The organism is Vibrio sp. T13N (assembly GCF_032970445.1).
GTDB classification, from domain to species: domain Bacteria; phylum Pseudomonadota; class Gammaproteobacteria; order Enterobacterales; family Vibrionaceae; genus Vibrio; species Vibrio diabolicus.
This window is the reverse complement of record NZ_JAWJYE010000004.1, coordinates 385201-406364: the sequence shown is the minus strand read 5'-3', so window position 1 is coordinate 406364 and position 21164 is coordinate 385201. Positions and strand designations below refer to the sequence as shown.

General features: G+C 46.9%; 22 protein-coding genes. All 22 read left to right on the top strand.

All coding sequences use genetic code 11. The features are described from left to right. Positions 1-408 (top strand): flagellin (locus R2S67_RS09445; RefSeq protein WP_275898473.1); only part of this gene is annotated, 408 nt, incomplete at its 5' end. 288 nt (positions 409-696) lie between these two features. Beyond that, positions 697-1827 (top strand): flagellin, encoded by a 1131-nt coding sequence (locus R2S67_RS09440; RefSeq protein ID WP_006741693.1) that lies wholly within the window; start codon positions 697-699, stop codon positions 1825-1827. A 92-nt stretch (positions 1828-1919) separates the two neighbouring features. Then, positions 1920-2354 carry a flagellar protein FlaG gene (gene flaG, locus R2S67_RS09435; protein WP_046875532.1) on the top strand — a complete coding sequence of 145 codons (435 nt, stop codon included), beginning with the start codon at positions 1920-1922 and terminating at the stop codon, positions 2352-2354. 21 nt (positions 2355-2375) lie between these two features. Beyond that, positions 2376-4367, top strand: a complete 1992-nt coding sequence (gene fliD / locus R2S67_RS09430) for a flagellar filament capping protein FliD (RefSeq protein WP_258619553.1) — start codon at positions 2376-2378, stop codon at positions 4365-4367. A gap of 3 nt (positions 4368-4370) precedes the next feature. After that, positions 4371-4676 (top strand): flagellar protein FliT, encoded by a 306-nt coding sequence (locus tag R2S67_RS09425; RefSeq protein WP_317343436.1) that lies wholly within the window; start codon positions 4371-4373, stop codon positions 4674-4676. Between the two features lie 12 nt (positions 4677-4688). Beyond that, entirely contained in the window at positions 4689-5099 is a 411-nt protein-coding gene (gene fliS / locus R2S67_RS09420; protein ID WP_012841524.1) for a flagellar export chaperone FliS, read from the top strand. A 289-nt stretch (positions 5100-5388) separates the two neighbouring features. Further along, positions 5389-6855 carry a sigma-54 dependent transcriptional regulator gene (locus R2S67_RS09415; protein ID WP_164666382.1) on the top strand — a complete coding sequence of 489 codons (1467 nt, stop codon included), beginning with the start codon at positions 5389-5391 and terminating at the stop codon, positions 6853-6855. A 196-nt stretch (positions 6856-7051) separates the two neighbouring features. Then, positions 7052-8083 carry a sensor histidine kinase gene (locus R2S67_RS09410; protein WP_046875535.1) on the top strand — a complete coding sequence of 344 codons (1032 nt, stop codon included), beginning with the start codon at positions 7052-7054 and terminating at the stop codon, positions 8081-8083. Positions 8084-8119: 36 nt separating this feature from the next. Beyond that, positions 8120-9529, top strand: coding sequence for a sigma-54-dependent transcriptional regulator (locus R2S67_RS09405; protein ID WP_046875536.1), 1410 nt, complete (start codon positions 8120-8122; stop codon positions 9527-9529). A gap of 122 nt (positions 9530-9651) precedes the next feature. Then, on the top strand, positions 9652-9963 hold the full coding sequence (gene fliE / locus R2S67_RS09400) for a flagellar hook-basal body complex protein FliE (RefSeq protein WP_012841525.1): 312 nt from the start codon (positions 9652-9654) through the stop codon (positions 9961-9963). 14 nt (positions 9964-9977) lie between these two features. Then, on the top strand, positions 9978-11720 hold the full coding sequence (gene fliF / locus R2S67_RS09395; RefSeq protein WP_006741698.1) for a flagellar basal-body MS-ring/collar protein FliF: 1743 nt from the start codon (positions 9978-9980) through the stop codon (positions 11718-11720). Next, positions 11713-12768 carry a flagellar motor switch protein FliG gene (fliG, locus tag R2S67_RS09390; RefSeq protein ID WP_012841526.1) on the top strand — a complete coding sequence of 352 codons (1056 nt, stop codon included), beginning with the start codon at positions 11713-11715 and terminating at the stop codon, positions 12766-12768. Before fliF ends, fliG begins: the two co-directional genes overlap by 8 nt. A gap of 71 nt (positions 12769-12839) precedes the next feature. Beyond that, positions 12840-13640 (top strand): flagellar assembly protein FliH, encoded by an 801-nt coding sequence (gene fliH / locus R2S67_RS09385; RefSeq protein ID WP_006741700.1) that lies wholly within the window; start codon positions 12840-12842, stop codon positions 13638-13640. A gap of 3 nt (positions 13641-13643) precedes the next feature. Continuing rightward, positions 13644-14963, top strand: coding sequence for a flagellar protein export ATPase FliI (gene fliI / locus R2S67_RS09380; protein WP_006741701.1), 1320 nt, complete (start codon positions 13644-13646; stop codon positions 14961-14963). A 6-nt stretch (positions 14964-14969) separates the two neighbouring features. Next, positions 14970-15413: a flagellar export protein FliJ gene (gene fliJ, locus R2S67_RS09375; protein ID WP_053808763.1), complete on the top strand. Its 444-nt coding sequence runs from the start codon at positions 14970-14972 to the stop codon at positions 15411-15413. 183 nt (positions 15414-15596) lie between these two features. Then, positions 15597-17483, top strand: a complete 1887-nt coding sequence (locus R2S67_RS09370) for a flagellar hook-length control protein FliK (RefSeq protein ID WP_317343432.1) — start codon at positions 15597-15599, stop codon at positions 17481-17483. Between the two features lie 85 nt (positions 17484-17568). Continuing rightward, on the top strand, positions 17569-18072 hold the full coding sequence (gene fliL, locus R2S67_RS09365) for a flagellar basal body-associated protein FliL (protein WP_012841529.1): 504 nt from the start codon (positions 17569-17571) through the stop codon (positions 18070-18072). Between the two features lie 7 nt (positions 18073-18079). Beyond that, complete coding sequence (gene fliM, locus R2S67_RS09360) at positions 18080-19126, top strand: flagellar motor switch protein FliM (RefSeq protein WP_006741703.1); 1047 nt, start codon at positions 18080-18082, stop codon at positions 19124-19126. Positions 19127-19185: 59 nt separating this feature from the next. Next, positions 19186-19596 (top strand): flagellar motor switch protein FliN, encoded by a 411-nt coding sequence (fliN, locus tag R2S67_RS09355; protein ID WP_012841530.1) that lies wholly within the window; start codon positions 19186-19188, stop codon positions 19594-19596. A gap of 1 nt (position 19597) precedes the next feature. Continuing rightward, the gene (gene fliO / locus R2S67_RS09350) at positions 19598-20011 is read left to right on the top strand and encodes a flagellar biosynthetic protein FliO (RefSeq protein WP_012841531.1); all 414 of its coding nucleotides are present in this window, start codon (positions 19598-19600) and stop codon (positions 20009-20011) included. After that, the gene (gene fliP, locus R2S67_RS09345) at positions 19998-20867 is read left to right on the top strand and encodes a flagellar type III secretion system pore protein FliP (RefSeq protein ID WP_006741704.1); all 870 of its coding nucleotides are present in this window, start codon (positions 19998-20000) and stop codon (positions 20865-20867) included. The genes fliO and fliP overlap by 14 nt, the downstream gene beginning before the upstream one ends. A gap of 24 nt (positions 20868-20891) precedes the next feature. Further along, positions 20892-21161, top strand: coding sequence for a flagellar biosynthesis protein FliQ (gene fliQ / locus R2S67_RS09340; RefSeq protein WP_012841532.1), 270 nt, complete (start codon positions 20892-20894; stop codon positions 21159-21161). Positions 21162-21164: the final 3 nt, after the last annotated feature.

Genomic DNA, 21164 nt, shown 5'->3' with positions numbered 1-21164 from the left:
CTGCAAATTTTTGCTGGCAACAACAAAGTCGAAGGCGAAGTCGAGTTTTCAGGCGGCCTATCTGGCGAGCTAGGTTTGGGCGAAGGTAAAAAAGTAACGGTAGATACTATCGACGTAACCTCAGTTGGTGGCGCACAAGAATCTGTTGCTATCATCGATGCGGCACTGAAATACGTCGACAGCCACCGCGCAGAGCTGGGGGCATTCCAGAACCGTTTCAACCATGCAATCAGCAACTTGGACAACATCAACGAGAACGTGAATGCGTCGAAGAGCCGTATCAAAGATACTGACTTCGCGAAAGAAACGACTCAAATGACCAAGTCACAAATTCTATCGCAAGCGTCAAGCTCAATCCTTGCGCAAGCGAAACAAGCGCCAAACTCAGCGCTAAGTCTGCTAGGTTAATTTCAAACCTAAGACGAGAACCTCATTGGCTCGTGGTGAGAGATGAGCGAGTAAACCCAGCTTCGGCTGGGTTTTTTTCTGTCTTTTGGGGACTCAGGATTTCTGCGAATCACGACATTAGAGCTTCATCACATTTCAGTAAGCCAAAGAAAATAATCGCAAAAAATTGAAAATTTCTTCTAAAGGATATTCATCGGTCGCCGTTAAAGGGACTGAGAGAAATGAGATGTACCTAAGTGAGGTGAGAGACACGACGGTACATTCACTAAAGCCTTAAGGAGATCAATTATGGCGATTAACGTTAATACTAACGTTTCTGCGATGACTGCACAGCGTTACCTAAACCAGGCAGCTGACGGTCAACAAAAATCAATGGAGCGTTTGTCTTCGGGTTATAAAATCAATAGCGCGAAAGACGATGCTGCAGGTCTACAGATTTCAAACCGCTTGAATGCACAAAGCCGTGGCCTAGACATGGCGGTGAAAAACGCAAACGACGGTATTTCTATTGCACAGGTTGCTGAAGGTGCAATGAATGAATCTACCAACATCCTACAACGTATGCGTGACCTATCGCTTCAATCTGCGAACGGTTCTAACTCAAAAGCAGAACGTGTTGCGATCCAAGAAGAAGTAACAGCGCTAAATGACGAGCTAAACCGTATTGCTGAAACTACCTCTTTCGGTGGTAACAAGTTGCTGAACGGTACATACGGTACGCAATCTTTCCAAATCGGTGCAGACTCAGGTGAAGCAGTGATGCTTTCTATGGGTAGCTTGCGCTCAGACACTTCTGCAATGGGTGGCAAGAGCTACGCAGCAGAAGAGGGTAAAGATGCATCTTGGACTGTTGGTGAGAAAACTGAGTTCAAAATGAGCTACACCAACAAACAAGGTGAAGAGAAAGAGCTATCGATCAGCGCAAAACAAGGCGACGACATTGAGCAGCTAGCAACGTACATCAACGGTCAAAACGATGATGTAAAAGCGTCTGTTGGTGAAGATGGTAAACTACAAGTATTTGCTTCTTCTCAAAAAGTTCAAGGTGATGTTGAGTTCTCTGGCAACCTAGCGGACGAGATCGGCTTTGGCGGCCCGAAAGACGTAACAGTGAAAGACATCGACGTAACAACAGTAGCAGGCTCTCAAGAAGCCGTGGCTGTTATCGACGGTGCGCTTAAGTCAGTAGACAGCCAACGTGCGTCACTTGGTGCTTTCCAAAACCGCTTCAACCACGCAATCAGCAACCTAGACAACATTAACGAGAACGTTAATGCATCTAACAGCCGTATTAAAGATACTGATTACGCGAAAGAAACCACAGCGATGACTAAGTCGCAAATTCTTCAGCAAGCAAGTACTTCAATCCTGGCTCAAGCGAAGCAGTCTCCATCTGCAGCGCTAAGCTTGTTGGGCTAAGTGGTTGACCCAGCCTGAGGTAAACACCTTAGTGCTGGGGCACCAAAGCGATAGATTCTATCGTTAGCCCATAAGGTGGAAGGGAGATTGTAATGGATATATCCTCCTACGCATCGAACATCCAGCCTTACGGCACGCCAAGTGGCACAAAGTTTGCAAATGAAAATGGCAATGATATAGGCACGTCTAGCCCAGCAAATTCAAATGGTGAGGTTTCGCCGCAAAAAGCGAAAGACACCGAATACGACTTCTCTGTTCAAGCAGCGATCGAGATGGCAGAAAGCCGTCAAGAGCTGAACAAAGAAGAGCGTGAAAAATTGGTCGCGCAAATGAATGAGTTTGTGACGTCCATAAACAAAGGAGTCGCGTTTCGAGTGGATGAGGAATCCGGGAGAGATGTGGTGACGATTTACGAAGCCAAAACGGGCGACGTGATTCGTCAAATTCCTGATGAAGAGATGCTAGTGGTATTGCGTCGCCTAGCTGAGCACACAGCCAACAGCGGGTTGTTGACTGAAAAAGTGTAAGTCGTTTTTAGAGGTGATTTGATGAGTTTAGGCCCTTTGGGGATGTCTGGCGGCATGGATATCAATTCCATGGTCAGCAAAATTGTGGATGCCGAACGCGTACCAAAGCAGCAACGCATTGACAACGAGCGCACGACAATTAATGCCAGTATCAGTGCCTACGGGCGACTCAGAGAATCACTGGATACGATGAAAAACCTCATGGCGAACTTTCGTCAAGAGAAAGCGTTTGCCGTTCGTACTGTTGAAACGACAGACGACAATATCGTATCTGCTACTGCAACTACAGATGCTATCGCTGGCAAATATGCTATCGATGTGTTGCAGCTTGCCCAGAGCCACAAAGTCGCTTCTGACGTACTGCCAGAAGACGCAAAGTTTGGCCCTGGTAAGCTGCAGATTTCGCTTGGTGATGACACCTTCAACGTGAACGTTCGTTCGAGCTCCAAGCTCGCAGATGTCGTACGCGGCATCAACGGCTCAAAAGACAATCCCGGTGTTCGAGCATCTCTCATTAACGACGTTGAAGGACCACGCCTTATCCTTGCCTCAAATCTCTCTGGTAAGGATCATCAAATCAGAGTCAGTGTGGAGGCCGACAAAGGCAACCCTCTAAAATATTTCGAATATCAAACACTTGAAGACCGTGTTAACGCGCTTGAAGAAGCTCGTTCAGCGGCGGAAGAAGTGTTAGGTCCTCTTCAATTCCCCGAGCAACCAGTGGAACTGGATGCAAACGGCAATCCTCTACCTCCAGAAGAGCAAAAAGCGGCAGAAAATGGACAAGATGATGGCTCCCAAGAGCCAATCTCTGCTGCGGGTGCAGAAGCTGCTAAAGCTGGGCAGGAAGCGATTGATGAAGCCAACCGACGCGCGAGTTTGCGCCCTGAAGACCGAATTCCAGGGTGGACAGAAACTGCGTCAGGCACTTTGCTGGATTCTTATGAAGAGCCAGAGCTCGAACTCGACGAGAAAGCAATAGAGAAGGCACCAGATGTACCGGGTTGGAGTAATGCGGCATCAGGCACATTAACCGACTCTTACGTTACGACGAAAGAGGCCAAGCAGCTTCTTGAGCAAGAAAAAGCTGAAATTGAGCAAAAAATTGCGAGTGAAAAACAAGCGCTAGACGCAAAAGTTGAACGTGGTGAATTGACCGAAGAGCAAGCGAAACAAATTCATCGCGCTAAGCTGGATCCTCAAGAACGTGAACGTTTAGACAAAATTGATGAAGCAGAAGCGAAAATCGCAAAAGCGCAATCTGCTTTTGAAGAATACCTTGGTATGACAGAGGTACAAGCAGGGCAAGATTCAGAAGTTCTGCTTGATGGAGTAGCAAAGCTATCTAGTCATAACAATGTGATTGAAGATGCCATAGAAGGTGTTGATTTAACAATTAAAGGCAAATCAGAACCGAACAAGCCACCTGCTGAAATTGGCGTCGAATACGATCGTCAGAGTGTGCGTAACGACATCGAAAACTTTGTTGCGGCGTACAACTCGTTTTATCAAACGTCTCAAGCGTTGGCGAGTGTGGATCCGGTCACTGGTCAAAAAGGACCGTTGTCGGGTGACAGTACCGTACGCAGCGCAGACTCACGATTAAAATCGGTATTTTCCACTCAAATTGATAAAGCGCCTGAAAACCTAAAGTCATTAACTGAATTTGGCATTACTACCACGCGTCAAGGTACCTTAGAAATCAACTATGACATGTTAGATCGTCAGTTGAACAACAACTTCAACGAGCTAGAAAAGTTCTTCGGTGGCAACACAGGTTTTGCTAAACGAGTCGAAGATGCGATTCATGGTATTACAGGCATTACAGGCAGCATTCGTACTCGAGAAAAAAGTCTCACAGAACAAAATTATCGTTTGAGTGATGATCAAGCGGCATTAGATCGCCGCATGGAAAGCCTAGAAAAACGCACTCACGCGAAGTTTACCGCCATGCAAGATGCGACTGGCAAAATGCAAGGTCAGTTAGGTGCCTTAATGAGTGCGTTGGGTTAATAAATGCAAAAAGAACTCATAGATATTAGTGATATAGATCAACTAATTACGCAAGAATTGGAAAAAGTCGACTTTAGTACTGAAGAAATTCTTCGCTTGGTCGATATCAGGGAACGGTTATTGCAAAACCTGTTACCAATTATTCATCAAAATCCTTTGGTTAAGCAGGATGCAGAGTGGCAAGCGTTGCTTACTCGTACCAAAAGAATTGTCAAGCTGATGCAATCGGAAACGTCAAAGGTCGGAAAAGAACTTCATAAGTTTCGTTATGGCCAGCGTTCGCTTCAGCAGTACAAAAAATTTATTTAAAAGAGGATTACTATGCGCGGTTCTTTGCAAGCATACAAAAAGGTATCAGTCGACAGCCAGCTAAGCGCGGCTTCTCCGCACAAAGTCATTCAAATGCTTATGGCTGGTGCGATTGAGCGCCTTATTCAAGGTAAAGCGGCCATGCAAGCAGGCAACATTCCAGCAAAAGGTGAGCGTTTAGGTAAAGCGCTAGACATCATTATTGCGCTACGTAGCTGTCTATCGATGGATGACGGTGGTGATATTGCTTCAAACTTAGATTCACTCTATGAGTTTATGATCACGCAAATTTCAGCTGCTAACCATCAAAATGATCCTCAACTGATCGACGATGTTATCGACATTATCCGTGAGATCAAATCCGCTTGGGACCAAATCCCGACAGAGTTTCATAATCTTACAGCAGCTGAAGTCGGTATTTAATAACCAAAACAACGCGTTAAGATATTAGAGGAATATATTTGTCAATTGCGCAACGAGTTGTGTAGCAAAGTTTCTATCAAGCTCACACCTCTTTATTGCTTGGTTGCCTTATTTTTATATTCAAATAAAATAGAAGCCATTAGTAGCCCTAATGGCTTTTTTTGTTGCTGATTTTCCTATTTTGTCTATCGTAAATTGAGTGTGGTGGTTCTGCCTTCTTTTAGCACCCAATTGCGCAAATCAAGGTTTGGCCGCAACGCACCTAAAATAAAGGCAATCATTCTTACTTATGCAAGGTTTGGCAAAGCTGCTTGTAATTGATGATGACGCATCAAGTCGTTTAAATTTAAGCAATATATTGGAATTTGTTGGAGAAAATTGCGAAGCGGTCAGTTCTGATCAGCTCTGCGATGTTGATTGGTCTAGCGTATGGTCGTGCTGTATTGTTGGTAACATTCCAGCAGGTCAAGCGGCGAATACGGTTATCTCTCATTTAAACAGCGCCTACCACATCCCACTTTTAGTCATGGGCCGATTTCCGTTGCCCGTGGATGATCTTCCAAATTTTGTAGGTGAGCTAGAACTACCTCTTAATTACCCACAGCTTAGTGAGGCGTTACGCCACTGCAAAGATTTTCTGGGTCGAAAAGGGGTCAATGTCGTTGCCAGTGCACGAAAAAACACACTTTTTCGCAGCTTAGTTGGTCAAAGCAGAGGTATTCAAGAAGTTCGTCACCTGATCGAGCAAGTCTCAGACACTGAGGCAAACGTGTTGATCTTGGGTGAATCTGGTACCGGTAAAGAAGTCGTTGCGCGTAACATTCACTATCATTCGTCGTACAGTAGTGGTGCCTTTGTGCCCATTAACTGTGGTGCCATTCCACCGGAGCTTCTAGAAAGTGAATTGTTTGGCCACGAAAAAGGCGCGTTTACTGGTGCGTTAACGGCACGTAAAGGTCGATTTGAGCTCGCAGACGGTGGCACGATCTTTCTTGATGAGATTGGCGATATGCCGATGTCGATGCAAGTAAAGTTACTTCGCGTATTACAAGAGCGCTGTTTCGAACGTGTGGGTGGCAATAGCACCATCAAGGTCAATGTTCGAGTTGTCGCGGCAACACACCGTAATCTAGAAAGTATGATTGAAGAAGGCACGTTCCGAGAAGACTTGTTCTATCGTTTGAACGTGTTTCCAATCGAGATGCCTGCGCTGAAAGAGCGCAAACAAGATATTCCATTGCTGCTGCAAGAGTTGATGACGCGTCTGGAAGCGGAGGGTGGCCAGCCTATCTGTTTTACCCCTCGTGCGATCAATTCACTGATGGAGCACAACTGGCCGGGTAACGTGCGTGAGTTAGCGAACCTTGTTGAGCGAATGATCATTCTGTACCCAAATAGCTTGGTCGATGTAAACCACTTACCAACCAAATATCGCTACAGTGATATCCCGGAGTTCCAACCAGAAAGTAATCCGTTTATCTCGGTTGAAGAACAAGAGCGTGATGTGTTCCAAGACATCTTCTCAGAAGACTTTAGCTTTGATGATCAAGACGATCTTGACCACAGCATGAACGCTCCGCAAGCGCTGCCGCCTGAAGGTGTAAATCTGAAAGAGCTGTTGGCTGATTTAGAAGTTAATATGATCAGCCAAGCGTTAGAAGCACAAGGTGGAGTCGTGGCACGAGCCGCTGATATGTTGGGTATGCGACGAACAACGTTGGTGGAAAAAATGCGTAAGTACAACTTACAACGCTAGGCAACGTTGAGATTTAAGACGATATCTAAATCATTTGGGCTATTTAGCATCGTTTTTCTGACACCAAAAACCGTTATCTGAGGGTGTCAACTTATTGTCGATGACTTAACGTCATGATAAATATAAAAAATAGCTTGGTACGCTAATTGCTTACCAAGCTATTTTAGTTTTAGCGGCGATATTTCGACAGGCAGTAATGGATAACAACACCAACCAATCCCATTTAGATTCCGTAGAAAATCAGGTTGAGCGCTATAAGCAGGTGCTTGATGTGATGCCTGCCGGAGTGATTCTGCTCGACACGTACGGCATAGTGCGTGAAGCAAACCCAGAGGCGCACCGAATTCTTGAGATTCCACTGGTTAATGAAAAATGGTTCAACATTATTCAGGCGGTGTTTGATCCTCGTGAGGATGATGGTCACGAAGTTTCCCTGCGGAATGGTCGTAAAGTTCGATTAGCCATTTCGGCTTCTACGACAGGTCAATTGATCCTGATTACCGATTTAACCGAAACTCGCTTACTTCAAGCTCGTGTGAGTGATTTACAACGCTTGTCTTCGTTAGGGCGTATGGTAGCGTCGCTTGCTCATCAGGTAAGAACGCCGCTATCGAGCGCTATGCTATATGCATCCAATTTGGGAGCGCCAAACCTTCCACCAGCGACAAGGGATCGCTTTCAAACCAAATTAATGGATCGACTGCACGATTTGGAAAAGCAGGTTAATGATATGCTGCTTTTTGCTAAAGGTGGTGATAATAAAGTCATTAAGCCATTTACGATTGCTCAGTTGGTGGCGGAATATCAGCCGATGGTCGAAACCGCGCTAAAAAATAACGGTATTGATTACTGCCTAGAAGTGGAAGAAGAACAAACTGAGTTGCTAGGCAATGCGAATGCGATTGCATCCGCGTTGAGCAACCTTGTCATGAATGCGATTCAGATGTCTGGTAAAGAGTCGCAAGTCGATATTTTTTTCCGCCCGGTAAATGGCGAGTTGCGCATTTCAGTGCAAGACAGCGGACCGGGTGTACCTGAAGAACTACAAGCCAAAATTATGGAGCCATTTTTTACCACGCGTTCTCAAGGAACCGGGTTAGGGCTGGCTGTTGTTCAAATGGTTTGCCGTGCCCATGACGGTCGATTGGAACTTATTTCAGAGCAGGGTGATGGAGCCTGCTTTACCATGTGCATTCCGCTAGAGCGAGTGCAACCAGAAGCGCAATAAGCAGCTTCTGGTAATAACAATTACTGGAGAATCAGAATGGCGCAAAGCAAAGTGCTGATCGTAGAAGACGATGAAGGTCTTCGTGAAGCCCTAGTGGATACTCTGGCTCTGGCAGGGTATGAGTGGTTAGAAGCTGACTGTGCGGAAGACGCACTACTAAAACTCAAATCGAATACTGTCGATATCGTCGTTTCTGACGTGCAAATGGCAGGTATGGGCGGATTGGCTCTGCTCAAAAACATCAAGCAGAATTGGCCTAACTTACCAGTACTGTTAATGACGGCGTACGCCAACATTGAAGATGCCGTGTCGGCAATGAAAGACGGCGCGATTGATTACATGGCGAAACCATTTGCACCAGAAGTATTGCTGAACATGGTCAGTCGATATGCACCGATCAAAAGCGATGACAATGGTGACGCGGTCGTGGCAGATGAAAAAAGTCTGCGTCTACTTGCTTTGGCCGATAAAGTGGCACGTACAGATGCGAATGTTATGGTGCTAGGTCCGAGTGGCTCAGGTAAAGAAGTGATGTCGCGTTATATTCACAACGCATCAAACCGTAAAGATGGTCCATTCGTTGCGATCAACTGTGCGGCGATTCCAGACAACATGCTGGAAGCGACACTATTTGGTTATGAGAAAGGCGCGTTCACTGGCGCTGTTCAAGCGTGTCCGGGTAAGTTTGAACAAGCGCAAGGCGGCACAATCTTGCTGGATGAAATCAGCGAAATGGACTTAAACCTGCAAGCGAAACTATTACGTGTTTTGCAAGAGCGTGAAGTGGAGCGCCTTGGCAGTCGTAAGAGCATCAAGCTGGATGTACGCGTGCTCGCGACCAGTAACCGTGATCTCAAGCAGTACGTCTCAGAAGGTAACTTCCGTGAAGATTTATACTACCGCCTGAATGTGTTCCCAATTGCGTGGCCAGCACTGAACGAACGCAAAGGCGATATTGCGCCACTTGCCAAGCATCTTGCTGAGCGTCATTGCAGCAAGATGGGGATGCCAGTGCCTCAATTTTCAGCCGTTGCGGTAGAAAAACTGCTGCAATACCCTTGGCCAGGTAACGTTCGTGAGCTGGATAACGTGGTGCAACGAGCTCTTATTTTAAGTGAGAATGGTGATATCGACGCTGAGCACATCTTGCTAGAAGGGGTGGATTGGCAAGATGCCAACAGCTTGCAGCATGTGGTGCAAAATGCAGAGATGGTGGTACCTAATGTTAAGCCAGTCGCTCAACCTGAGAGTGTGAACCGTCCGGTATCTGGCGGGGAAGGCTTGGGCAGCGAGCTGCGTGACCAAGAATACGCCATTATTTTGGAAACCTTGGTGGAGTGTAACGGCCGACGCAAAGAAATGGCGGAGAAACTGGGCATAAGCCCACGAACCTTGCGCTACAAACTTGCCAAAATGCGTGATGCTGGTATAGATATCCCAAATTAACATGTGCAATCGCCATAAGACAAAAAGTGTAAGCAAACCGCTAACTAATGTCTTATGGCACGTTAATTGCTGTGTTAATAATCAGTTTTGTTAATAGTCAATCTTTTGGCTTAGAGGTGCTAATGAAAGTTGATGGTATTCAGGCAGAAATGCGCGCCATGATGGTAGAAGCAACCAATACTGCTCCTACTGCAAGTGGGGCGAAAGTTGGAGCAGATTTTAATGATCTCCTAACTAAAGCCATCAATAACGTGAACACACTTCAAAAAGCATCCGGTGATTTACAAACCCGTTTTGATCGTGGTGATGCCGATGTTTCCCTTTCTGACGTTATGATTGCTCGTAACAAGTCTAGTGTCGCTTTTGATGCGACGGTTCAAATTCGCAATAAACTCGTTGAGGCGTATAAAGACCTCATGAACATGCCAGTGTAATTTAGGTAATAAGTGTGGCAGACAAGTCTACAGATTTAACCGTCACTGAAGGCGGCTCAGATGGTGCACTGGTAGCAAGTTCCGACGTAGATGTGGAGAGTCAAAATCCAGATCTAGAGGAGCGCAGTGCGTCAAAATTTGATATGGCAGTGGGTGACCTTGATTTACTTCGTCAAGTTGTACTTGTGCTGTCAATCTCCATCTGTGTTGCATTGATCGTGATGCTGTTCTTTTGGGTCAAAGAGCCGGAGATGCGCCCGCTTGGAGCGTATGAGACCGAAGAGTTGATCCCCGTTTTGGATTATCTGGACCAGCAAAAAATCAATTACAAGCTTGATGGTAATACCATTTCTGTTGAATCGAGCGAATACAACTCGATCAAACTTGGCATGGTTCGCTCGGGCGTAAACCAAGCCACAGAGGCGGGCGATGATATTTTGCTGCAAGATATGGGCTTTGGCGTATCACAACGTTTAGAGCAAGAGCGCCTTAAACTCAGTCGAGAACGTCAGTTGGCTCAAGCGATTGAGGAAATGAAGCAAGTTCGTAAAGCGCGAGTCTTATTGGCGCTACCAAAGCACAGTGTTTTTGTGCGTCATAACCAAGAAGCATCAGCGTCCGTATTTTTGACACTGTCGACTGGTACGAACCTCAAACAGCAAGAAGTTGATTCTATCGTAGACATGGTGGCGAGTGCCGTTCCGGGAATGAAAACTTCCCGCATTACCGTCACAGATCAGCATGGTCGTTTGCTCAGTTCAGGCTCTCAAGACCCTGCTTCTGCTGCGCGACGCAAAGAGCAAGAATTAGAGCGTAGCCAGGAACAAGCGCTGCGTGAAAAAATTGATTCAGTGCTATTACCTATTTTAGGTTATGGCAACTACACGGCGCAGGTCGATATCCAAATGGATTTCAGCGCGGTTGAACAAACTCGCAAACGCTTTGATCCCAATACCCCTGCAACCCGCAGTGAGTACGCATTAGAAGATTACAATAACGGCAATATGGTAGCGGGTATTCCGGGGGCGTTAAGTAATCAGCCTCCAGCGGATGCCTCTATTCCGCAAGATGTGGCTCAGATGAAAGACGGTTCTGTCATGGGACAGGGTTCGGTGCGTAAAGAATCCACGCGTAACTTTGAGCTTGATACCACCATCAGCCATGAGCGTAAGCAGACGGGGACGGTTGCTCGTCAGACGGTTTCTGTTGCGATTAAGGACCGTCGTCAGGTCAACCCAGATACGGGAGAAGTGACCTATACCCCGATGTCCGAATCGGAAATTAATGCTATTCGCCAAGTCTTAATTGGTACGGTCGGTTTTGACCAAGGCCGTGGTGATTTGTTGAATGTACTGAGTGTGAAGTTTGCAGAGCCTGAGGCTGAACAGCTGGAAGAACCACCAATTTGGGAGCACCCTAACTTCAGCGACTGGGTTCGTTGGTTCGCAAGTGCATTAGTGATCATCGTTGTTGTGTTGGTTCTGGTTCGCCCAGCAATGAAGAAATTGCTTAACCCTACCAGTGATGACGAAGACGAAATGTACGGACCAGACGGCTTGCCGATTGGTGCGGATGGTGAAACTAGCCTGATTGGCAGCGACATTGAAAGCAGCGAACTGTTTGAGTTTGGTTCAAGTATTGATTTGCCAAACCTTCATAAAGATGAAGATGTATTGAAAGCGGTTCGCGCTCTGGTTGCGAATGAACCTGAACTGGCTGCTCAAGTAGTTAAAAACTGGATGAATGACAATGGCTAACGATATCGTACCTCAAGATGACAACGCCGCGGGAATGCCAGTTGAGCTGGATGTCTCAACCATTACTGGCGAAGAAAAAGCAGCAATTTTGCTACTGAGCCTCAATGAACAAGATGCCGCTGGCATTATTCGTCACCTAGAGCCAAAACAGGTCCAGCGTGTGGGTAGTGCGATGGCTAAGGCGAAAGATCTCAGCCAAGACAAGGTGTCAGCCGTTCACCGTGCGTTTTTGGAGGACATCCAGAAATACACCAACATCGGCATGGGCAGCGAAGACTTCATGCGTAATGCGCTGGTGGCGGCTCTTGGTGAAGACAAAGCCAACAACTTGGTTGACCAGATCCTACTTGGTACGGGTTCAAAAGGCTTGGATTCGCTGAAATGGATGGACCCACGACAAGTGGCGAGCATCATTGTCAACGAACACCCGCAGATCCAAACCATCGTATTGTCTTATTTAGAAGCAGACCAATCCGCGGAGATTTTATCTCAGTTCCCTGAGCGCGTGCGTTTGGACCTGATGATGCGTATTGCCAACCTTGAAGAAGTTCAGCCGTCGGCACTGGCAGAGTTGAACGAAATCATGGAGAAACAGTTCGCGGGTCAAGCTGGCGCTCAAGCAGCCAAGATTGGCGGCCTGAAAGCGGCAGCGGAGATCATGAACTATCTAGACAACAACGTCGAAGGTTTGTTGATGGAACAGATTCGCGATCAAGACGAAGACATGGCGACGCAAATTCAAGACTTGATGTTTGTCTTCGAAAACTTAGTCGAAGTGGACGATCAAGGTATTCAGAAATTGCTGCGTGATGTACCACAAGACGTGTTGCAAAAAGCACTTAAAGGTGCCGACGATTCTCTGCGTGAGAAGGTATTTAAGAACATGTCGAAACGAGCGGCTGAGATGATGCGTGATGACATCGAAGCGATGCCGCCAGTTCGCGTGGCGGATGTCGAAGCGGCACAGAAAGAAATCCTGGCGATCGCTCGTCGCATGGCCGATGCAGGCGAACTCATGTTGTCTGGCGGTGCGGACGAATTCTTATAATCTCTATTGCTCCGCGATTATCCTATTGCGGAGCGCCCTCACTTCTTAATCGAATACATAATAGGTAACCCATGGCTGGCGAAAGAAAACGTGGATTTATCCGTCCTGATGAAGATGATTCGATGATCGAACCACAACGTTGGGGGTTGCCTGATTACGGCGAGCCCAAAGCCAAGCAAGCAAAACAAACCGCGTTTAACTATGACCCGGGTTGGGTACCGAATCTTGAAGAGCCAGAAGAAGAGCAAGCACTTGAGCTAACCGAAGAGCAGATAGAGCTGATCAAGCAAGGCGCTTATCAGGAAGGTTTGTATCAAGGTCAAGAAGCAGGCTTTAAGCAAGGTTACGACAAAGGCAAAGAAGAAGGCCTGCAAGCGGGCCATGCTGAAGGGCTGGAGCTTGGAAAAGCCGAAGGCGTGACCGCAGGTCAAGAATATATTCAGCAGCAAGTCGAAACCTTTATGAACTTAGCGAATCAGTTTGCTCAGCCGTTAGAGCTAATGAATGCTCAGGTTGAAAAGCAACTGGTGGACATGGTGCTCTGTTTAGTTAAAGAAGTCGTGCATGTCGAAGTACAAACCAACCCTCAGATTATTTTGGACACGGTTAAGCAGTCGGTTGAAGCGCTGCCAATATCAGGTCATCCCATTACCTTGCACCTGAATCCAGAAGACGTTGCGATTATTCGCTCAGCTTACGGCGAAGAAGACCTTGATTGCCGCAACTGGACGTTGGTTGCTGAGCCATCACTCAATCGAGGCGACGTCCAGATTGAGGCAGGTGAATCAAGCATTAACTACCGTATGGAAGAGCGCGTCAAAAGCGTGTTGCACAGTTTTTGTGGTGCAAACCGTCATCAAGAGGGTGAGTAATCCATGCAAGCATTGGCTGACCGTTTAAGAAACTACAAAGTTGAAGGCTTAACGACGCGCCCAGTTGCCTCTGGCAAACTGGTTCGAGTGGTTGGGTTAACGTTGGAAGCGACAGGCTGTCGCGCGCCAATTGGCAGTTTATGCTTAGTGGAAACCATGTCCGGTCAGATGGAAGCCGAGGTCGTCGGTTTTTCAGGTGATAACCTATTTTTGATGCCAAGCGAGCAAATTACGGGCATTTTGCCTGGCGCTAGAGTGACGCCATTAACCAGTGACGCTGGCTTGCCTGTTGGCATGGAGTTGCTTGGTCGAGTGATTGACGGGGTTGGTAATCCGCTTGATGGACTTGGCCCGTTGTATACCGATCATCGCGCCTCTTTTAATGCTGAGCCAATCAACCCGCTGGCTCGAAAGCCAATTTCAGAGCCACTTGATGTGGGCTTGAAAGCGATTAACGGATTATTGACGGTAGGTAAAGGTCAACGTATAGGTCTGTTTGCCGGTTCTGGTGTGGGTAAATCGGTCACGCTTGGCATGATGACGCGAGGTACAACCGCACAAGTTGTTGTGGTCGGTCTGATAGGTGAGCGTGGACGCGAAGTTAAAGAGTTTATCGAAGAGATTTTAGGTGAGGATGGACGACGTCGCTCTGTCGTGGTGGCTGCGCCTGCCGATGCTTCACCATTGATGCGTTTGAAAGGCTGTCAAACCGCCTTAACCATTGCAGAGTACTTTCGTGATCAAGGTTTGGACGTTCTGTTATTGATGGATTCCTTGACTCGTTTTGCGCAAGCACAACGTGAAATCGCCCTTTCTGTTGGTGAGCCGCCAGCGACAAAAGGCTATCCGCCATCTGTGTTCGCCAAGCTACCTGCTTTGGTTGAGCGTGCGGGTAACGGAAGCGCCGAACAAGGTTCTATTACGGCGTTCTTTACCGTGTTGACCGAGGGCGATGATTTACAAGACCCGATTGCGGATGCATCGCGGGCAATTCTTGATGGTCACATTGTGCTGTCCCGTGAAATGGCGGATGCAGGCCATTATCCTGCGATTGACGTCGAAAAGTCGGTGAGCCGTGTTATGCCGCAAATCACCACTGAAGAACATGTTCTGATGTCGAAAGCGGTACGTCAGGTCTTGTCGATTTGCCGCAAGAACCAAGATTTGGTCTCGATTGGGGCGTATAAACCGGGCACCGATCCTGCTATCGATGGCGCGTTTACATTGAAGCCAAAGTTAGACGAATACTTACAGCAGAGCATGAAAGAATCGGTGCCATACGATATGTGCGTCAACATGCTTAGAAACATTTTGGGCGGGTGATAGCGCATGAACAATGCGATGGAGTTCCTACTTGAGCAGACTAAAGAGCGTGAAGATCAGGCCGTACTTGCGCTGAACAAAGCGCGTTCTGAACTTGAAGATTATTACCGTCAGGTTGAGCAAATCGAAAAGTATCGCCTTGATTATTGCCAACAGCTTATCGACCGTGGGCAGGCAGGCTTAACGGCAAGCGAATATGGGCATTTAAATCGCTTTCTCACTCAGCTAGACGAAACGTTATCTAAGCAGAAACAAGCGGAAAGTCATTTCAAAGAACAGGTAGAAAACTGTCAAGAATACTGGTTAACAGTACGCAAAGAACGCAAATCCTATGAGTGGATGATCGAAAAGCGAGAGAAAGAGAAACAGCTTGCTGAAGCCAAACGGGAACAAAAGCAAATGGATGAGTTTTCAACGTTGCTTTACAACCGTCGAGCGAAGCCTTTTTAATGTTTAAAAGTTGATGTTGCTTCCACTTATAACGCTCGTTTTGTCACTGCAGCAATGAGCTTGTTATTGGCGTAATTTTTGCAGATATCTTTGTAGATGATCACCCCAATAACCTAAATTTGCCACCGTGTGCAATTTAGCAGCGGCCTAGCGCTCGAAGCTGCTGATAATGAGAATTTCTATATGAATGTGAATTTGTCCAATGTTTCTGCGACGAGCAAGACGTCAGTGTCTGACTCTGCCGCACAAGCACCTACAGAAAACGCGGAGAACAAGGGATTTTTAGAAACCTTGACGGATGCGTTTTCAGGTTCACAAAAGTCAGAAAAAGTAGCAACGAAATCACTAAATGGTGAAGAACAAAACAGTGCCGAGATTAACAAGCTTTCGTCTGGCAAAGCTGATAGCCAACAAGAAGCAGTCACAGACGTGGCTCACGCGAGTAGTAACGATACCGAAGAGTTGCTGGCGCAAGAAAGCCAAGACACTGCTATTCAAGAGCAAAGCCGCTCTGGCGACATGCTGACAGAGCATGCGAACACCATTCAAAGTGATGAAGTAAGCCTACTGGAAGCCAAACAAGGCTCGCACTCGCAAAATGATGCTGATGTCACTGAGAAAGTAGGTTCACTCTCGAGCGCCCCTTCAGCTGCTAATGGCGCAAAAAGCGCGATGGGTGAAGGACAACAGCTGCTTGGTCGTATTGAACAAGCGAATCAAACCTTGAAAGCGAATAATGCATCCATCGATAGTGGCAAAGTTTTGCCTCAACGAGCGGGTTTAGAGCACTCGGTTAACGGGCAAACAACAGACATTGATGAACTTGCTTTGAATGACATGCCATCAGCTCAATCGCTTGAACAAGTGCAGGCAATGGCCGGGCAAGGCTTAGAGCCAATTTTAGATAAGCATGGTCAACCTATCGATGTCGATAAGCTCTCGTCTGAGTTTGCTACTTGGCAAGGTCTGGCTAAACAAGTCAGTCACCCAACCGAGAAGGGCATGGTCAGTGGTGACGTTGCCAATGAACTATCGCCACTGGAGGTAGGTTTGAATGGCTCTAAAATTGATGCGCTTCAGCGTGTTTCTTTGGATGAACTCGAACTCATAGATACCAAACTGGCGCAGGAAAAACCACTGACTCAGCAAGAAACAGAGATCATAGAAGGGTTGAAAAAAGGGACGGTCATTGCCGATATTCCTGAGCAAGATCTTGCCCAGTTTGTTGCGCTTCCTACTGACGTTAAACAGGTTCTTGCAGAGCAGCAAGTACAACATCATTTAGCTCGTCAGGCTGCGCCTATGGGGATGTCTCAGCAAGCCCTTAATTTTGCGACTCAATCAGCTCAGCCACAAGCTGTTCAGAGTACAGATAAAGTCGCATTATCTCCGATGCCAGATGCGTTGGCCGCAGCTCATTTGCCGACGGCGCTTCAAGGCGTAAAGGACGGAGAGGTTAACCAGAAAGTTGTGAATGCCGCATTGACTGCTGGTGCACTTAAAGCGACAGCGGATAAGCAAGATAAACCAGAACTTCAACATGGTTTAGCAGGGCAGCTTCAGGCGATGGCGGGTCAACAAGGAACAAACGTGCAGCAACAAGCGCGTATTGATGCTGCGCAGCAAGCTCAGCTTCCGTTGCAACTGACCAAAGAGTTGGCCAATGAGCAAGTGGCGGAAAAAGTGCAAATGATGATGTCGAAGAACCTAAAAAACCTCGATATTCGTCTTGATCCACCAGAATTAGGTCGTATGCAAATTCGTATGACGATGAACAACGATGTGGCTAATGTGCATTTTACGGTGAACAACCCGCAAGCGCGTGACATCATTGAACAGACACTTCCTCGCTTGAGAGAGATGTTGGCGCAGCAGGGCATGCAACTGGCTGATTCTTCTGTTCAGCAACAAAACAGCGGGCAGCAGCAAGGTAGGTATACTGCTGAGCAACATGGTCAAAGCGCTCAAGGCAGCGGTTTTTCTGGACAATCAGAAGAGAGCTTTGATGCTGACGTCAATCTGGATTTGAATGTGGCTTCAAAGCGTGATGGAATTAGCTTTTACGCATAACAGGCCGTTTAAAGGCAATAATACAAGGTTACCAAACGACTTCCTTAAGCATCTCGGTAACCTAAAAGAACAATAAGAGACAACAATGGCAGAAGAACAGCTACAAGGGGCCGATGCGCCGAAAGGAAAAGGTAAGTTACTTATCATCATAATCGCTGTTGTGGTATTGCTACTTGGCGGTGGTGCAGCAGCATTCTTTCTCATGGGCTCTGATGAACCAGCTCAGGCTGAAGCGTCTCAACAGGTTCAAGCGAAGGCATCTGATGCCTCGCCCATTGCCTACGTGAATCTTCCTCAGGCATTTGTATTTAACGTTACTGGGGACCGTCGCGACAGACTGGTACAAATTAAAGCGCAGTTAATGGTTCGCGGCGCAGAGAATGAAGAGTTGGCGCGGTACCATTCGCCACTGATTGAGAGCTCTTTGTTATCAACGTTTGCTTCGGCGACGGTTGATCAGTTGCGTTCTCCAACGGGACGAGTGGAATTGCGCGATCGTGCTTCCGAAGATATCAAAGCAGCGCTAAACGCTGCGGTCGGTAAGCCAGTGATTGAAAAAGTACTGTTTACAGATTTTGTTATTCAATAGGTAAAACGTGACCGATCTATTAAGCCAAGACGAAATTGATGCGCTATTACACGGGGTTGACGATGTTGATGACGTCGATGAACCGATAGAAAACGACAACGAAGGTGCCGTCAATTTTGATTTCTCGTCGCAAGACAGGATTGTACGTGGTCGAATGCCGACGCTCGAACTTATCAACGAGCGCTTTGCAAGACACATGCGTATTAGTCTGTTTAATATGCTGCGTAAAACGGCAGAAGTGTCGATCAATGGCGTGCAGATGATGAAGTTTGGCGAATACCAAAACACATTGTACGTGCCAACCAGTTTGAACATGGTGCGTTTTCGTCCATTAAAAGGTACAGCGTTGATCACCATGGAGGCTCGTTTAGTCTTTATTCTGGTAGAAAACTTCTTTGGTGGGGATGGTCGATTCCATGCCAAAATCGAAGGGCGCGAATTTACCCCAACGGAACGCCGCATCATTCAGCTGCTGCTGAAGATTGTATTTGAAGACTACAAAGAAGCGTGGTCGCCAGTGATGGGGGTGGAGTTCGAATATCTCGACTCTGAAGTAAACCCAAGTATGGCTAACATTGTCAGCCCGACAGAAGTGATTGTCGTGAGTTCTTTCCACATTGAGGTCGATGGTGGCGGCGGCGATTTTCATGTCGTTATGCCTTACTCCATGGTTGAGCCGATCCGTGAACTGTTGGATGCAGGTGTTCAGTCCGACAAGATGGAGACAGACGTCCGTTGGAGCTCAGCATTACGTGAAGAGATTATGGATTGTCCGGTTAACTTCCGCGTTAACTTGCTTGAAAAAGACATCTCTTTGCGTGACCTCATGGAATTGCAACCGGGTGACATCATCCCGATTGAAATGCCAGAACATGCGACAATGTTTGTGGAAGACCTGCCGACCTATCGCGTAAAAATGGGCCGTTCGGAAGACAAATTAGCGGTGCAAATTTCTGAGGAAATTGAGCGCCCACATGTAGTCAAAACAGATTTAGCTTTCTTGGGCAAAGACATCATGTCTGAGCTTGAGAATGAAGACGATATAGACGATTAAGATACCTTATTGAACAGACATGCTTTGGCATTAAATAAGGCTTAACACAGGATAGAAAAATGGAACCAAGTGACGATCAAAAGCTAGCAGATGAATGGGCAGCCGCTCTTGGCGAAGACCCGTCTGCACCTTCTGTTGACGTAGATGAAGTATTGGCCGCGCCACTGGAAGAGCTAAAAGACACTTCAAGCCCAATTACCGAAGATGAGCGTCGTAAACTCGACACCATCATGGATATTCCGGTGACGATTTCGATGGAAGTCGGTCGTTCACAAATCAGCATTCGGAACTTATTGCAGTTGAACCAAGGTTCGGTTGTTGAGTTGGATCGTCTAGCGGGCGAGTCATTGGACGTATTAGTCAACGGTACACTGATTGCGCATGGCGAAGTCGTGGTCGTGAACGATAAGTTTGGTATCCGTTTGACGGATGTGATCAGCCAAACTGAACGAATTAAGAAGCTACGTTAAGATGAGCCGCTCAATCAAAACGCGATTGAAGCAAATCACTGGAGCACTGAGCTTAATGCTGAGTGCTCCTTATGCATTTGCTGCCGCACCAAATAATCTGGATCTTGCGACGACACTGGGCTCGCTTGTGCTTGTGATCGGTGTGATTCTTTTGTTGGCTTGGCTACTTAAACGTATGCAAGTGCCGGCGATGGGACAACAAAAAGGCTTGCGTATTGTGAGTCAGTTGCCAGTGGGCACCAAAGAAAGAATCGCCGTAGTTCAAGTGGGTGAAGAGCAGTTTTTGGTTGGAATTACCAGCCAATCAATCCAAACGTTAGCCAAGTTAGATAAGCCACTGAAAGAGGAAGAGTTGGCGACCAATGCTTTTGCGACTCAATTTAGCCAACTGATCAAAAAACATGACAAAGGGTAACCCGATTCGTTTGCTCCTGAGCACGTTGTTGCTTTTCGTCGGCGTGCTGTTTTCTTCATTTTCGTTTGCTGAGGCAGAGGAGTCTGCTCTGCCTGACAACTTGGCTGATGGAAGTAGCGTCACTGTTCAGGCGATGCAAAGTGATACTGGCGCCAGTCGTGCTATGTCCGTTTCTAGTGGTGGTGGCATCCCTGCGTTTACCATGACCACAAACCCAGATGGCAGTGAAGATTACTCGGTTACACTGCAAATTTTAGCGTTAATGACCATGCTTGGCTTCTTGCCAGCCATGGTGATTTTAATGACGTCGTTTACTCGAATTGTTGTGGTGATGTCGATATTGCGTCAGGCAATGGGTTTGCAACAAACGCCGTCTAATCAGGTCATCATTGGTATAGCGCTGTTTTTGACCTTCTTTGTTATGTCTCCCGTCCTGAACGAAATCAACGATAAAGCCGTTCAGCCTTATTTGAATGAGCAAGTCACGGCTCGAGAAGCATTTGATGCTGCACAAGCGCCAATGAAAGCGTTCATGCTTAAACAGACCCGAATCAAAGATTTGGAGACGTTCGTAACCATGTCAGGAGAGCAAGTCGAGAATCCAGAAGATGTGTCGATGGCGGTGTTGATTCCGGCTTTCATCACCTCGGAGTTAAAAACTGCATTCCAAATTGGTTTTATGCTCTTCTTGCCGTTTTTGATTATTGACCTCGTGGTAGCGTCGGTACTGATGGCAATGGGTATGATGATGTTGTCACCAATGATTGTTTCGTTGCCGTTCAAGTTGATGCTGTTCGTATTGGTCGATGGTTGGAACTTGATACTTTCGACACTCGCGGGCAGTTTTGCCCTTTAGGTAAGCGCAGATAGAGGATAAGACATGACACCAGAAATGTTTGTCGAGCTTTTCCGTGAAGCACTTTGGATGGTGCTTATCATGGTCTGCGCCATTATCATCCCAAGTTTGCTTATTGGCCTTATTGTTGCGATTTTCCAGGCTGCGACTTCCATCAACGAACAAACATTGAGCTTCTTGCCGCGTTTGATAGTCACGCTTTTGGCTCTAATGCTATTTGGTCACTGGATGACGCAAATGTTGATGGAATATTTCTATGGCTTGATTGAGCGCTTACCTCAGGTGCTTTATTAGAGG